This is a genomic window from Mangrovitalea sediminis (assembly GCF_002514725.1).
GTDB lineage: Bacteria > Pseudomonadota > Gammaproteobacteria > Pseudomonadales > Oleiphilaceae > Mangrovitalea > Mangrovitalea sediminis.
Map to the genome: position 1 here is coordinate 702,759 of NZ_NTLB01000001.1, position 15,191 is coordinate 717,949.

The following is a 15,191-nucleotide window of genomic DNA, read 5'->3' on the forward strand; positions in this document are numbered from 1 at the left end:
CACCGGCCTCTGACAAAAAGGCCCCTCAAACCCGCCCACAAAAGGCTGGGAGGAGGGGCCAGTTTAGCCCGCCGCGATCAAGCTGCAAGCATTAAGACGAATAGAGCGTTATCTGGATCATCCTGCATCAATGCAACCCGGAAACGTAGTTGCTCAAAGCCTCGATCTGCGCGTCGGTCAGCTTGGCCGCAATCTGGCGCATCATCATCGCCGGGTCGTTATCCCGCTCGCCGGAGCGGAAGTTCTTCAACTGTAACGCAACATATTCCGGGTGCTGTCCACTCAGACGTGGAAAGGCCGCCGGATTATTGCCAAGCCCCCGAGGACCGTGACAGGCAGAGCAGGCAGGCACGCCGGTCGCGAGATCACCACCACGATACAGGGGCTGGGCGATGGCAACCTGTTTGGGATCAGCCTGACCGATGGTCGTCGTTTGGGACGAGAAGTACGCCGCAACGTCCTCCAGATCCTGTTCGCTCAGGTTATCCAGGATACCCGTCATCGGCAGCACTTTACGCTTGCCGGACTTGATGTCGTGGAGCTGCTTCAGCAGATACTGTTCATTCTGCCCCGCCAATTTAGGAAAGGTCGGCGACGCGCTGTTTCCGTCGGCACCATGACAGGCCGCACAAACCGCCGTCTTGGATTTACCCGCGTCAGCATTCCCTGCCGCGTGCGCCAAGCCGGCCATGCCGACGGTCATTACCAAGCCTGCAATGAGTCTTTTCATGCGCTTCCCACTTAGAATTCTGGTCAACAAACGACGAATCCGGGTCAACAGCTCATGTACCTGGACATCTAACACCTGCCCGAAATATAGCCTGTTATGTTGAATATCGTTATTGATCCATCACAAAGGGTGACGATATCCAGCCAACGCAATGCCCATTCCATTGTGACGGCCGGCTGTCCAGTCAGCAATGGCAGCCGTTGTGATAATATACCTGACTCACCTCCAAGCTCCAGGATTGATCCGAATCGTGACTGACACCCCGCCCCTCAAGAGTATCTCCTTCAACAGCGCCCGCTTTCTGACCAGTGCGTCGCGTCTGGCCGAATGCCCGCCGGACGAAGGTGCGGAGGTGGCGTTCGCCGGCCGCTCCAATGCCGGCAAATCCAGTGCGATCAATACCATCACCAATATTGGCAGCCTGGCACGCACCTCGAAGACACCGGGCCGCACGCGCCTGATCAACTTCTTCTCGCTGAATTGGCCAAACACTCGCCTGGTGGACCTGCCGGGTTACGGCTACGCCAAGGTCGCGCGGGATATGAAGGAGGACTGGCAGCGACACCTGGACAACTACCTGAGCCGACGGGAATGTCTGCGCGGGCTGGTGCTGGTGATGGATATCCGACACCCCATGACCGACTTCGACGACATGATGGTCAAGTGGTGCCAACACCATCAGCTGCCGATGATGATTCTGCTGACCAAGGCGGACAAGCTCAGTTTCGGTCCCGCCAAGCAGGCCATGCTGAACCTTCGCAAAACACTGGCCGCCTTCCCCGTCGTGGAAAAGGTCGTGCTGTTTTCATCGCTGAAGCGTAGCGGTATCGAGGAAGCCAGCGAACAATTGCGTTTCTGGCTGGAAGCGCCCCCCCTGGTCGAGGAAACGGTGGAGGAGCCGGAGTTTCCTGCCAACTGAGGCGCCGACAAAAAACTCCCGGCTTTTGCAGGGCCGGGAGAACATCGTCAGGGTTTGGTTGCGGCTATTCCCGGAGCTGAATCCGGGAAGACACGGCGTTTTAAGCGACTTCAACTCAACCGCGTCATACTTTGTGACAAATCTCTCAAAATAAAGTTCCGTCGACTCAGCCCAGATAGCCGTCAGGACGGTATTTCTCCCGCAGTAGCCGGACCGGCTCCTCAAAAGCTTCCGTCAGATACGGTACCTCCAGCGTCAACACCTGGTAGATGCCCTGCTTGAGCTGCTCCCGCGTAATCGCCGCATTATCCTCACCGGCATGCGCCGTCTTCAGAAAGGCCATCCAGTTCGTAATGACCAGCCATACATTCAGGGACATGGCGTCCCGCATGGCGTCAGGCTGCAAGTGAATCACCTCGCCTTCGACAAGACCGTCGAGTATGCAGCGAATGGCTGCCAGACAGCGCAAGGTAAAGGACCGATAGTCACGGCGGAGGCGAGTATCGCTGTCCAGCAGGTATTCCAGGTCACGGTGAAAGAAGCGATAGCTCCAGAGTCCGTCGAACACGGACTCCAGATAGAACACCATATCGTCGAGCGACAAAGGGCGATCGGTAGGGATCTGTAGGTAATGATCGACGAGTTTTTCGTACTCGAGAAAAATCTCGTAGATGATGTCCGACTTATTGCGGAAGTGGTAATAGAGGTTGCCCGGAGAAATATTCAGAAAAGCAGCAATGTGATTGGTAGTAACGTTGCGCTCGCCCTTCTCGTTAAAGAGTTCCAGACTAGCCAGGATAATTTTATCTCTTGTTTTCATTCAGTTAGAGCCTGATAGGACGCATGGCAACAGGCTAACCGAAGCGCACCCCTGGAATAAAGGTGCCGGGGGCCGGCGGTACCAAAACGTGACGAGTCGCATCAGGGCACCATGAAGCCGGACTCACACCGATCCCCATCCTGGCCTCTCGGGCCACCACTTCGGTCAGGCTTGACGTGTTAGAGTATATACTCTAATAATACAGCAAATGGCAAATAGGCCACTTTTCATACAGCTTTTGATCGCGAGGCGTCCATCCTGACGTTTCGCCGGCTAGCGCGAGCCCGGCCAGGTCGTCCCACCGGCGCTGGTACGCATAGAGGAGGAAATCCCATGGTCGCCAATGTTGTTCGTCTTACTGAAAGCAAGAAGCAGGTCCAACAGCTCAATCGCATCTATGTCGAACAACGGGAGGCATTCCGTCGCAACGTCATGCCCTCCCTGGCCGAGCGCAAGGAAAACCTGAAACGCCTGAAACGCGCCCTGCTCTCCAACCAGGAACGTTTCCTGGCCGCCATCGACCAGGATTTCGGCTGCCGCTCCCCGGACGAAACCCTTCTGGCCGAAATGATGCCGTCGGTACAGGGCATCAATTATGCGTTAAAGCACCTGCAGCAGTGGATGAAGCCCTCCCGCCGCCATGTGGCGCTGGTCTTCCAACCAGCCTCCAACAAGGTGTATTACCAGCCTCTCGGTGTTGTCGGCATCATCGTGCCCTGGAACTACCCGCTGCTGTTGGCCATCAGTCCGCTGGTCGGCGCCCTGGCTGCGGGTAACCGGGTGATGATCAAGATGTCGGAATTCACGCCTCACACCTCGGCTCTAATGAAAGAGATCCTTGAAGCACACTTCCCGCAGGATCTGGTGGCCGTGGTCAACGGCGATGCGGAAGTGGCGGCGGCCTTCTCCAGCAAACCCTTCGATCACCTGCTGTTCACCGGCTCGACGGCTGTCGGTCGTCACGTCATGCGCGCTGCCGCGGAAAACCTCACACCGGTGACACTGGAACTCGGGGGCAAATCGCCCGCCCTGATCGCCAGCGATGTTCCGATGCGCGATGCCGCCGAGCGCCTGGCGTTCGGCAAGACCTTCAATGCCGGCCAGACCTGCGTGGCACCGGATTACGTTCTCTGCCCCGCAGACCGCGTGAACGAGTTCGTCGACGAATTCCGTAGCGCCTTTGCCCGGATGTATGGCTCGCTGCGCGACAACCCGGACTTCACCAGCATCATCAACGAACGTCAGTACCAGCGCCTGCAACACTACCTGGATGACGCCCGCCAGAAAGGTGCCCGCATCATCGAGCTGAACCCGGCCGACGAAAACCTGCATGACGGCACCCGCAAACTGGCGCCACACCTGGTACTGAACGTCAGCGACGACATGCTGATCATGCAGGAGGAAATCTTCGGGCCGCTGCTGCCCGTTGTGACCTACGGCAGCGTCGACGAGGCCCTGAACTATATCAATGACCGGCCGCGGCCGCTCGCCATGTACTACTTCGGCTATGATCGCAACGCCCAGAAGTATGTGATGGATCAGACCCATTCCGGCGGCATGTGCATCAACGATACCCTGATGCACGTCGCCCAGGACGATATGCCCTTCGGTGGCGTAGGCACCTCGGGCATGGGCCATTACCACGGCAAGGAAGGCTTCCTGACCTTCTCCAATGCCCGCGGCGTTTTCAGCAAGCAGCGCCTCAACAGCGGGAAGATGGTTTACGCCCCGCACGGCACCCTGCTGCACCGTTTCGTCTACTCACTGTTCATACGCTGATGGAGCCGCTCTCGATGGCATCGGGTGTTCAGTCTTCAGAAGGAATAGCGATGGACCGACGCGGCTTCCTGCGTGCAGGTTTGCTCGGAACCGCCGCGCTCTCCACCATCAGCCTCGGCGCCAGCCTGTCGGGCTGCGCGACGACACCGGCAGGCACAGTGGCGCACGCCAGCGGCGCCACTGCCGAGTACCGGTTCCTGACCCGGGACGATTTGGTCCTGCTGCGGGCCCTGGTCCCCGTGATCGTCGCACCTGGCCTGCCCCAGGACCCCACCGCGCGACAGGCTGCCATCGATGGCACCATCGCCCGCATGGACCAAGGCATTTACTTCTTTGGTCCGGCCAACCAGCATGAACTGCGCAAATTGTTCGACCTGCTCAACTTCAGCGTCACCCGTGTCACGCTGGCTCGAGTCTGGTCCAGTTGGGACAATGCCAGCCCGGAGGCCGTCAACGCCTTCCTCAACCGCTGGCGCGACAGCAACATTGGCCTTTTCAATAAGGCCTACATCGGCCTGACCAAGCTAACCAACGTATCCTTCTATGGTTATCGGACCAACTGGCACCTCAGCGGCTACCCGGGACCGCCCCAGCCCGAACTGCAAACGCTGCCGCAATTTCAGGCGTCCTGACTTCGCCCTGGTGAAAACCCGATAAGACCCGCCATCTCACAACAAGAATCGCCTGTGGAATCCATCCATGAGTAAGTACGACATTATCGGCGCCGGCCTTGCCGGCGGCTGGAAAGTGACCGACGCTTCCACCCTCACCGCGAATCAGGTCGTCGAAGCAGACGTCGTCGTCATCGGCACCGGAGCAGGCGGCGGCACTACGGCAGAGATCCTGGCAGCAGCGGGCCTGGACGTCATTCTCGTCGAGGAAGGCCGGCTGTATTACCAGAAAGATTTCAAGATGGATGAGCTGTTCTCCTACAGCCACCTCTACCAGGAAGGCATGAGCCGGGTCACCGCCGATGGCGGCATCTCGATTCTGCAGGGACGTTGCGTGGGCGGTTCCACCACCGTCAACTGGACATCCAGCTTTCACACACCGGACCCAACCCTGAAGTACTGGGCAGACCGTTTCGGCGTCAAGAACGCCAGTCATGCGGACATGGCCCCCTGGTTCGCCAACCGGGAAAAGCGGCTCAACATTCACCCCTGGACCGTCACACCGAACGAAAACAATGCCGCATTACAGCGGGCTTCGGAGCGCTTGGGTTGGGCCTGGGCCATCATCCCGCGCAACGTAAAAGGTTGCTGGAATTCAGGCTACTGCGGTTTCGGCTGTCCGACCAACGCCAAACAGGGCATGTTGCTGACGACAGTGCCGGGCGCACTGGACAAAGGTGCACGCCTGTATCACGGCCTGCGTGCCGAACGCCTGGTGATGCAGGGCGATCGTCTCAGCCACTTGGAGGCGACCGCGCTCGATCAGGACGTCCTCAATCCCACGGGCGTCAAAGTGACGTTGCGCGCCAAGCATTTTGTTGTCGCCGCCAGCGCCATCGGTTCGCCGGGTCTGCTGCTTCGATCCGGGCTGCCCGATCCCTACAGCCTGGTTGGCAAGCGCACCTTCCTGCACCCGGTCAACGCCACCGTGGCCATCATGCCGAACGAGGTCAATCCCTTCTACGGCGCCCCACAATCGATCTATTCCGACGAATTCGTCTGGAAGAAAGGGGTCGAGGGTCCCGTCGGCTATAAACTGGAAGTGCCGCCGTTGCATCCGGCCATGTCCGCCGGCGTGTTGCCGGCGCACGGTGAAGCGCTGTACGAGCAGATACACCAGTTGCCGCACATGCAATCGATCATTGCCCTGCTCCGCGACGGCTTCCATGAGGAAAGTCAGGGCGGCCAGGTCAGCCTACGCGATGACGGCAGTCCGGTACTGGACTACCCGGTGACGGATTACCTCTGGCGAGGTTTCCGAGACGCCTACCTGACCATGGCGGAAGCCCAGTTCGCCGCGGGCGCCAAAGGCGTTCGCCTGGTCCATATGGATTCGCCGCTTTTTTCCCGCTGGCCGGAAGCCAAGGCCGCCATTGCCGATATTCCACTGGAACTCCACCGCGCGCGGCTGTTCACGGCACACCAGATGGGCGGCTGCGGCATGGGCGAAGACCCCAAGACGTCGGTCGTCAACAGCTACGGCGAACATCACCACGTGGCGAATCTGAGCGTTCACGATGCCTCGACCTTCCCCACCAGCATCGGCGCCAACCCGCAACTGTCGGTCTACGCCTTTGCCGCGCGCAACGCGACGCACCTGGCGGGGCGCCTGACTGATAAGGCCTGACCCATTGTGGCCGCGCGGCGCATTGGTTAACATCCGTCGCTACGCGGCCGCCAGTTTGGCGGCTCCTCTCGGCTTTCTGGTGTTTTACGCGCCTACAAGGACTAGAGCCCATGAATACGGTTGTCTACCCCGGCACCTTCGATCCGGTCACCAACGGGCACGCTGACCTTATCGAACGCGCTTCCCGCCTGTTCGATCATATCATCGTGGCGGTTGCTGCCAGTCCGAAGAAAAAACCGCTACTCGAACTGGAGCACCGCGTTCGCCTGATCGAGGAATCCACGGCACACCTGGGCAATGTGACCGTCACCGGATTCAGCAACCTGCTGGCCGAATTCGTCCATGAGCATAAGGCCAATATCATCCTGCGCGGGCTGCGCGCCGTCTCCGATTTCGAATTCGAGTTTCAGCTCGCCGACATGAACCGGCGACTGGCACCGGAGGTCGAGAGCATCTTCCTCACCCCGGCCAATCACCTGTCGTACATTTCCTCAACCCTGATCCGCGAAATCGCCTCACTCGGCGGCGATGTCTCCGAGTTCGTACCGGCGGTCGTAGCGGACGCCCTGTACGCACATTTCGCGAAGTCCTGAAAACCGAACGGCGCTTCGGACAGACCGGGAAATCAGGTAGAATAGCGACCATCCAAAACGGGTGATTTCCCGCCTTTTGTTGTTTGAGGTAGCCGACATGGCTTTGATGATTACGGACGAATGCATTAACTGCGACGTCTGCGAGCCGGAGTGTCCCAACGAGGCCATTTCTCCGGGCGAAGAGATTTATGTGATCGACCCCAACAAATGCACCGAGTGCGTGGGGCATTATGACGAACCCCAATGTCAGTTGGTCTGCCCCGTGGACTGCATCCCGCTGGACCCGAATCGGGCGGAAAGCCGCGAAGCATTGCTCGAGAAATACCATAAACTGACTGGCAAATAGCCTATTCGGAAGCCCATCTATGCACCGAGCCAGGGACGGCCGCCGTCGATACCGGCACCTGATCATCGCCGCACTTCTCCTGCTCGGTGGCTGCGCTTCGATTCAGCCCCCGCCGCCGCAACCGGAAGCAATCGCCACCCCACACCCGCTGGCCACCCAGGCAGCATTACGCGCCCTCGAGCAGGGCGGCAACGCCTACGATGCCGCCATTGCAGCCTCCGCCGTGCTCAGCGTTGTAGCGCCTTACCATGCGGGGCTGGGCGGTGGCGCCTTCTGGCTGATACAGGACGACCAGGGCAAATCGGTCGTCATCGACGCCCGGGAAGCCGCACCCGGTACCCTTAAGAGCCCGGTGACGACAAGTGCCGCAGCCGCAGCAATCCCCGGCCTGCCGGCAGCGCTGACCTATGTCGGTCGCTACTATGCGGAACGCCCGCTGGAGGCGGACCTGGCTGACGCCATCCGCCTGGCCCGCAGCGGTTTTATCGTCGATGCACGCTATCAGAGAATGGCAGCGGCAAGTCTCACACGCCTGAGCACCAATCCCGCCGCCGCACGGGTCTTCCTGAAGAACGGTCAGGTTCCGCCGCAAGGCACCCTCATCCGCCAGCCAGCCCTTGCCCGAACGCTACAGGCCCTAGCCAGGGGTGGCGACGACAATTTCTATCGGGGCGGCATTGGCCACGCCCTGCTACAGGATGCCAATCGGGCAGGCGCGCAATGGACACCGGAAGCACTCAGCCGCTATCGGATCAGCGAACAACTGCCGCTGCGCTTTCATTACCACGGCACGACCTTCCTGACCGTACCTTCGCCCTCAACCGGCGGCATCCAACTGGCCCGTATGTTCGGCATCCTGCGTTTCTCGCCGATACCCCGGTCGGACAACATCGGCCGGATACATCACCTTGCCGAGGTCATGCGCCGCGCCGAGCTGCCTGCGATTCCCGCCATGAACGACTCGACGCTGAAAAACGCATTCCCACAACTGCTGACGACAGAACGCCTTCGCGCATCGGCCGGCACTATAGACCCCCTGCAGGCGACACCCTCAACGCACCTGGCGCAGCTCCTGCCAAACGATGCAAGCGAGCAGGTCTCGATCATCGACAAACGGGGTAATCGCGTCTCGGTCAGCCTCACCCTGGGTCGCCCATTCGGCTCCGGTTTACTCTCGCCGCAAACCGGCATACTGCTGAATGACGCCTTGAACGATGCTCATCCATCTGCCGCCATGCCACTGCCTGCCGGCAGTCGCCCGCTCTCCAGCATGACACCCCTGATTGCCGACTTGCCCAATGGTGCGCTTGTCGCCGGTGCCGCCGCCGGCCGCAACAGTCCCGCCATTCTGTTTACGGTCATCACGGACTTCTTGGACGGACACTCAGCACAGGCGGCGATAAAGGCACCGCGTTACGTCCAGCGCAGCAGTCCCGACCGCCTCGACTATGAGCGCCGCGCGTTCGACCGGGAGCAGCTGTTCCAGTTGCAGGCGCTGGGCCACCGCCCGCAGGTCGCCGCCGGGCCGCTGGGTAATGTGCAATGGGTCGATACCCTTATTGCGCCCCAGCCTGCCGTCGATGCCCAGTCAGATGAACGCGGCATCGGTCAGGCCATTGTCCATCAGCCACAATAATGCCGATAACCTGCCTCTCAGGCACCGGTGAGGCAAAGGTCGCCTCGCCTGCACGATCCTCGCACATTTCTGTTTTTCTGATAGATTTAGAATGTAGAGGCGTGGGCCGCCTGTCGTTTTTAAACTGCTGGATCACCCCATGACCAAAACAGAGCACTCTTCCGAAGAAACACTCCTGACCGAGGAGCAACGCCTCGCGTTGCTGGAGCGCAGCGTCAGCCTCAACAAAATTGTCCTGTTGGCCGTCGGCCTCATTATCATTGTTGCCCTCTCCGTCACCATCACTATTGCCGTGGTACGAGGAATGAGTGGAGACGCCCAACTCCTGAGTGCACCCCATTTCCGCGAGATGCAGCAACAGTTGGTGAAGCTGGACGCCACCGTGGCCCAACAGAAACAGGAAATTCAGCAGTTAAAAACCCAGGTTCAGGCGCTCAACCAGTCACCGGTAGGGAGCGGCGCGGCCATGATGCGGGAGACGCTGATCGGTCAGGAAAAGAGTTTTGCGCTGTTTGTCCGCAGCATGAAGAATGGGATGCACGATCTGGCCAACATGGTGCCGGGTTCGCGGACCTGGCTCGACCTCTATAGCGACGCCCTCGACAAGGTGATTGCCCAGGGCCAGAAGCGCATCAAGACCTTGCAAAACTGGGCTGATACCAGCGCCGCCCCGAAACCGCAGGACAAAGCCGCCACCCCGGATGCCGGCCAGGGCGACACCGGGACACCGGACAATCAGCAGTAACACTCAAATCGCCGGCTAGTTGTGGGCGTTTGGCGGCGACATAACCGCCTCCTGCTTCCGCACAGCATCCAGCGCCAGGCATAACTGCGTCATACCGTCCAGGATCGCCGGCGTCGGTCTCGACAGGCTGTCCGAGTGCACGACGATCAAGTGATGCGCCTGCACGGCCGTGATACCGGGAAGGTCGCGCCAGCGCGCCAGCGGATCATCATTCTCGCCGGCGACCGCGACAATCGCCTCGGGCTGTCGTGCTATAACCGCCTCGAGGCTGACCGAGAAGGCCACCGCGGATTGGTCCGCGAAAATGTTTCGCGCGCCACAGCGCCGCAGGATATCCGTCAGGAACTGGGGGCCGCCGACGGTCATCAAAGGTTGCGGCCAAACCTGGAAGAAGACCGATACCGGCTTACGGTGCTCGAAACGCGCCGTCAATGCCGTCAAATGTTTCCGGTAATCAGCTGCCAGCCTTTCCGCACGGGCGACACGACCGGTAAGCGCGCCCAGGTGTCGAAGTGCCCTGCCGACATCCGGCAGCGATCGCAAAGCCACGACAAAGGTGGGCAACCCCAATTCCCGCAAGCGCTTCGCCGTATCCATACCGTTGCCGCTTTTCCAGACCAGGACCAAGTCCGGATGCAAGGCAACGATGCGTTCGAAATCGAAGCGGTCATGACCGCCCACCCGGGGGATCTGCCGCGCTGCGGCGGGATAGTTGCTGTAGGCGCTGGTGCCCACCACCCGCGCGCCCGCGCCCAAATCGAACATTAGCTCCGTCAGGTTGGGCGCCAGACTGACAATACGTTCAGCGGGCCGGGAAAGTGTCACCAACTGCCCGCCATCATCTTTCAGGCGAATCTCCGCCCGGGCATAAGAAGAAACCAGTACGAAGCCCAGCAGACAGGCATGCAGCAACAGGCGCCGGACACCCGGAAGCAGCGGCAACAGGCGTAACATGACGGTCAGCGATCACCCGCCGGCAAATCCGGCCCGAGCAATACCGATAGCCAGCGGGTGTCCCGATTGGTCTCGAAAGCGATCTTGAGCAACATCGTCAAGGGCACGGACAGCAGCATACCCACCGGCCCCAGCACCCAGCCCCAAAATACCAGGGAGAGAAAAACCACCAGTGCCGACAGGCCCAGCCCCCGCCCCAGATAGCGAGGTTCAAGCACATTGCCCACCACCATGTTGACGATCAGATACCCCAGCAGGGTGAGCGCTGCGTCGGTAAAACCCAATTGAATCAATGCCAGCAGAATCGCAGGCACCGCCGCAATAATCGAACCGATATTGGGGACGAAATTCAGCATGAAGGCGACCAAGCCCCAGAGCTTGGCATAATCGACACCCAGCACGGCCAGCCAGATGTACACGAAGACCCCGGTCAGCAGGCTCATGAGAGTCTTGATCACCATATAGCGCTTGACGTTATCGAGGAAGCGCTCGATTCCGGCCAGGTGACGGTCGGACCCGAAGGCCACCTTGATCTTGCGCGGGAAACTGGAGCCTTCCAGCAGCATAAAGATGACCGTCAGTACGATCAGAAACACATTGGATAGCACCGAACCCACGTTACCCAACACATTGGCCGCGACCTTGAAGGTCAGGGACGGGTCCAGATACTGGTGGATGACATTACTCGGCAGCCGTATCCCCCAGCGCCCCAAAAAGGCGAAAGCCTGATCCGTGATCGCCTGCAGCTTACTCTGGTATTGAGGGAGTTCCTTGGTGAAGTCGGCCACCGACGACGCGATCAAACTGACCAGCGCCAGCTGAACCCCGGTGATGACCACAATCACGATCAGCAGCGCCAGCCAGTCGGGTACACGGCGGGACTGAAGGAAAATGAACGGCGGCGCACACAGGATGGCAAAGAAACCGGAAAGGAGAATATTCACCATGATGGCGTCGGCGGCTTTCATACCGGCAACGACGATAACAAAAGCCGCCAGCGTGATCAGCGCCCTGGAGCCTGCGGAAAATCCCTGCAAATGATTCATCCAATACCAATCCGTTTCTGTGGGACGAAGGCGGCCTAAAAAAACGCTGACGACACCTACTTCGTCGCCAACCGTTCCATCAGGACCGACTGGGCGGCGAACCGCTCTTCAGGGGAGGGCGGCTGGTTCTGCAGGTAGTTGCCATCGGCCTGCAACATCCAGCTCTGGCAGTTGTCACTCAGGTAGACGCCCAGCTCATCGCGAAGTCGAGCCGACAGCGCGGGGTCTTCCACCGGGAAACACACTTCCACCCGATTGAGGAGATTGCGCACCATCCAGTCGGCACTGGAACAATAGATATCGTGGCGCCCATCGTTGCGGAAGTAATAGACGCGACTGTGCTCCAGGAAGCGCCCGATAATCGAGCGGACGCGGATATTCTCCGACAGTCCCGGCACGCCAGGCCGCAGACAGCAGATACCACGCACGATCAGGTCGATCTGAACACCCGCGCGGGACGCCCGGAACAGGGCCTTGATGACTTCGGACTCGGTCAGCGCATTGACCTTGACCACAATGGCAGCTTCCTTTCCGGCCTCGGCGTAACGCGCCTCGCGGTCGATCAGCTCGATCAATTTCGAGTGGAGGGTAAAGGGGGCATGGAACAGCTTCTTAATCTTCAGCGCCTTACCCATACCGGTCAGCTGCTGGAACAGCTTATTGACGTCATCCCCCAGCGCATCGTCACAGCTCATCAGGCTGTAATCGGTGTATAACCGGGCATTACCGGCATGGTAGTTACCGGTCCCGAGGTGCACATACCGCTTGAGACGGCCTTCCTCGCGCCGCACGATCAGCATCATCTTGGCGTGGGTCTTGTAGCCCACCACGCCATACACCACAATCACCCCAGCTTCCTGCAAGCGACTCGCCAGCTCCAGGTTCTCGGCCTCGTCGAAACGGGCACGCAGTTCGATGACGGCGGTCACTTCCTTGCCGCGACGCGCAGCATCGACCAGCGCCTCTACGATCTCCGAATCGGCCCCCGTGCGATACAGGGTCTGGCGAATGGCCAGCACGCTGGGGTCCTTGGCGGCCTGCCGCAGCATATCGATGACCGGCGTGAAGCTTTCGAAAGGATGCAGCATCAACACGTCCTGCTGACGTATCGCGTCGAAGATCAGATCCTTGTTGCGGATGTTGCGTGGCACCGAGGGCGAAAAGCCCTGATAGACCAGGTCCGGACGGCTGACCAGACTGGTCACGGCCAGCAGGCGGGTCAGGTTCACCGGCCCATGCACCTGATAGAGTTCACGCTCGCTCAGACCGAACTCGCGCAACAGGAACTGCACCAGCTCCGGCGGACAGTTGTCGGCCACTTCCAGGCGCACAGCGTCGCCGAAACGGCGGCTCAGCAGCTCGCCTCGCAATGCTGACGCCAGGTCTTCGAGGTCGTCCTCCAGCTCCAGGTCGGCGTTGCGGGTAAGGCGAAACTGATAACACCCCTTGATTTCCATGCCGGGAAACAGCTGGTCCGCATGGGCGTGAATCATCGACGACAGGAACACCAGGTTATCGCCGCCATCGCAGACTTCGTCAGGCAGACGCACCAGACGCGGCAGGGAACGCGGTGCCGGCACGATCGCCATTCCGGTTTCGCGGCCGAAAGCGTCCTTACCTTCCAGTTCAACGATGAAGTTGAGGCTTTTGTTCACCAGCCGGGGAAACGGGTGCGAAGGGTCCAGGCCCAGTGGATTGACCACCGGCAGAATCTCTTCCTCGAAGTACCGCGCCACCCACTCCGCCTGAGCCGGTGTCCAGTCGCGGCGCCGGACGAAACTGATACCCGCCTCTTCCATAGCTGGAATCAGGATGTTGTTGAGGATGTCGTACTGCTCGTAGATATACTCATGGGCGACCCGGCCGATATCCCCCAGCAACTGCTCAGGCAACAGCCCGTCAGGCCCCACGGCTTCCCGGCCATACTTGATCTGCTGACGCAGACCGGCCACCCGGATCTCGAAGAACTCATCCATATTGCTGCTGAAGATGCAGCAGAAAATCAGACGATTCAGCAGCGGATGCGTTTCGTCGCGTGCCTGCTGCAAGACACGGTAATTGAACTGCAGGTGACTCAGCTCCCGGTTAAAGAAGTTCTCATGGGCATTGAAATCCGGCACTGCCTCAACCGTTTCGGTAGCCTGTTCGGTAACTGCTTCGTTCATGGTTCCCGTGTCCTGATTGTCGTCCGTTTCCTGTCAGCGGCGGCTCAGCCGCGCTGTTTGAGGAGGATTGCCGCCCGTTTGGCGAAGTAGGTCAAAATACCGTCAGCTCCGGCCCGCTTGAAGGCCAACAGGCTTTCCATCATCACGCCGTCACCGTCCAGCCAGCCATTTTGGGCCGCCGCCATGTGCATGGCATATTCGCCGCTGACCTGGTACACAAAGGTCGGCACCATCAGCTCCTGTTTGACCCGTCGAACAATATCCAGGTAGGGCATACCGGGCTTGACCATTACCATGTCGGCACCTTCCGACAGGTCCATGGCCACTTCATGAAGGGCTTCGTCGCTGTTGGCGGGGTCCATCTGGTAAGTCGCCTTGTTGCCCTTACCCAGGTTTGCCGCCGAACCCACGGCATCGCGGAAGGGCCCGTAATAGCTGGAGGCATATTTCGCAGAATAGGCCATGATCCGGGTATTAATGTATCCCGCTGACTCCAGAGCCTGGCGAATGGCACCGATACGACCATCCATCATATCCGACGGCGCCACGACGTCGGCACCGGCCTCGGCATGGGACAGCGCCTGCTTGACCAGCGTATCCACCGTCACGTCATTGAGCACATAGCCACTGTCGTCCAGAATGCCGTCCTGCCCGTGAACCGTAAACGGATCCAGCGCGACGTCGGTAATAACGCCCAGTTCAGGGAAGGCCGCTTTGATGGCGCGGGTCGCGCGCTGTGCAATTGCGTCCGGGTTGTAGGCCTCTTCGCCCAGGAGGCTTTTGCGATCGGCAGGCGTGACCGGGAAAAGGGCGACGGCAGGCACACCGAGGCGGACCAGTTCAGCACACTCTTCCAGAAGCAGGTCAATGCTCAGGCGCTCGACACCCGGCATGGAAGCCACAGGCTCCCGCTGTTGCTCGCCATCCAGCACAAAGACCGGGTAAATCAGGTCGTCAACCGACAGGCGGTGCTCACGAACCAGACGACGGGAAAAATCATCACGCCGATTACGACGCGGGCGGGAAGCAGGGAAGGAACGGGAAACGACAGGCAACGTTGGATCTCCTCGTCAGACGCGCGACGGCTACCGCGGAGCCGGACGCCGGTCAACACGGCGGAACGTCGCTGACATGAAGGCACCCTGGAACGGGCACATCCA

Annotated in this window: 14 protein-coding genes; 8 read left to right on the forward strand and 6 right to left on the reverse strand. The window is 59.9% G+C overall.

Annotated features, from left to right (window positions below):
• Positions 1-127 precede the first annotated feature (127 nt).
• The gene (locus CLR77_RS03360) at positions 128-730 is read right to left on the reverse strand and encodes a c-type cytochrome (RefSeq protein ID WP_097459156.1); all 603 of its coding nucleotides are present in this window, start codon (positions 728-730) and stop codon (positions 128-130) included.
• Positions 731-980: 250 nt separating this feature from the next.
• Here CLR77_RS03360 and yihA point away from each other — a divergent pair, with 250 nt between their 5' ends.
• A complete protein-coding gene (gene yihA / locus CLR77_RS03365) occupies positions 981-1,649 on the forward strand; it encodes a ribosome biogenesis GTP-binding protein YihA/YsxC (protein WP_227519782.1) in 669 nt (222 codons plus the stop codon).
• Positions 1,650-1,815: 166 nt separating this feature from the next.
• On the opposite strand, the gene CLR77_RS03370 is transcribed toward yihA, so the two are convergent.
• Complete coding sequence (locus CLR77_RS03370) at positions 1,816-2,469, reverse strand: TetR/AcrR family transcriptional regulator (protein ID WP_097459158.1); 654 nt, start codon at positions 2,467-2,469, stop codon at positions 1,816-1,818.
• Positions 2,470-2,802: 333 nt separating this feature from the next.
• On the opposite strand from CLR77_RS03370, the gene CLR77_RS03375 reads away from it, so the two are divergent.
• The 7 genes from CLR77_RS03375 to CLR77_RS03405 all read left to right on the forward strand — a co-directional run bounded on the left by CLR77_RS03375 (position 2,803) and on the right by CLR77_RS03405 (position 9,866).
• Positions 2,803-4,248, forward strand: coding sequence for a coniferyl aldehyde dehydrogenase (locus tag CLR77_RS03375; protein ID WP_097459159.1), 1,446 nt, complete (start codon positions 2,803-2,805; stop codon positions 4,246-4,248).
• Between the two features lie 50 nt (positions 4,249-4,298).
• On the forward strand, positions 4,299-4,880 hold the full coding sequence (locus CLR77_RS03380) for a hypothetical protein (RefSeq protein WP_227519783.1): 582 nt from the start codon (positions 4,299-4,301) through the stop codon (positions 4,878-4,880).
• Positions 4,881-4,947: 67 nt separating this feature from the next.
• The gene (locus CLR77_RS03385) at positions 4,948-6,546 is read left to right on the forward strand and encodes a GMC family oxidoreductase (protein ID WP_097459161.1); all 1,599 of its coding nucleotides are present in this window, start codon (positions 4,948-4,950) and stop codon (positions 6,544-6,546) included.
• Positions 6,547-6,656: 110 nt separating this feature from the next.
• Entirely contained in the window at positions 6,657-7,139 is a 483-nt protein-coding gene (coaD, locus tag CLR77_RS03390; RefSeq protein WP_097459162.1) for a pantetheine-phosphate adenylyltransferase, read from the forward strand.
• A 97-nt stretch (positions 7,140-7,236) separates the two neighbouring features.
• Positions 7,237-7,485: a YfhL family 4Fe-4S dicluster ferredoxin gene (locus tag CLR77_RS03395; RefSeq protein WP_097459669.1), complete on the forward strand. Its 249-nt coding sequence runs from the start codon at positions 7,237-7,239 to the stop codon at positions 7,483-7,485.
• A 19-nt stretch (positions 7,486-7,504) separates the two neighbouring features.
• Entirely contained in the window at positions 7,505-9,121 is a 1,617-nt protein-coding gene (locus tag CLR77_RS03400; protein WP_097459163.1) for a gamma-glutamyltransferase, read from the forward strand.
• Positions 9,122-9,260: 139 nt separating this feature from the next.
• Positions 9,261-9,866, forward strand: coding sequence for a hypothetical protein (locus CLR77_RS03405; protein WP_097459164.1), 606 nt, complete (start codon positions 9,261-9,263; stop codon positions 9,864-9,866).
• A gap of 15 nt (positions 9,867-9,881) precedes the next feature.
• Here the strand turns inward: CLR77_RS03405 and CLR77_RS03410 are convergent, their stop codons facing one another.
• The 4 genes from CLR77_RS03410 to hemB are packed head-to-tail and all read right to left on the reverse strand — an operon-like array spanning position 9,882 to position 15,086.
• Positions 9,882-10,820 carry a cobalamin-binding protein gene (locus CLR77_RS03410; protein WP_097459165.1) on the reverse strand — a complete coding sequence of 313 codons (939 nt, stop codon included), beginning with the start codon at positions 10,818-10,820 and terminating at the stop codon, positions 9,882-9,884.
• 5 nt (positions 10,821-10,825) lie between these two features.
• Complete coding sequence (locus tag CLR77_RS03415) at positions 10,826-11,866, reverse strand: AI-2E family transporter (protein WP_097459166.1); 1,041 nt, start codon at positions 11,864-11,866, stop codon at positions 10,826-10,828.
• Between the two features lie 56 nt (positions 11,867-11,922).
• Complete coding sequence (ppk1, locus tag CLR77_RS03420; RefSeq protein ID WP_097459167.1) at positions 11,923-14,031, reverse strand: polyphosphate kinase 1; 2,109 nt, start codon at positions 14,029-14,031, stop codon at positions 11,923-11,925.
• Between the two features lie 44 nt (positions 14,032-14,075).
• On the reverse strand, positions 14,076-15,086 hold the full coding sequence (gene hemB, locus CLR77_RS03425) for a porphobilinogen synthase (protein ID WP_097459168.1): 1,011 nt from the start codon (positions 15,084-15,086) through the stop codon (positions 14,076-14,078).
• Between the last annotated feature and the right edge of the window lie 105 nt (positions 15,087-15,191).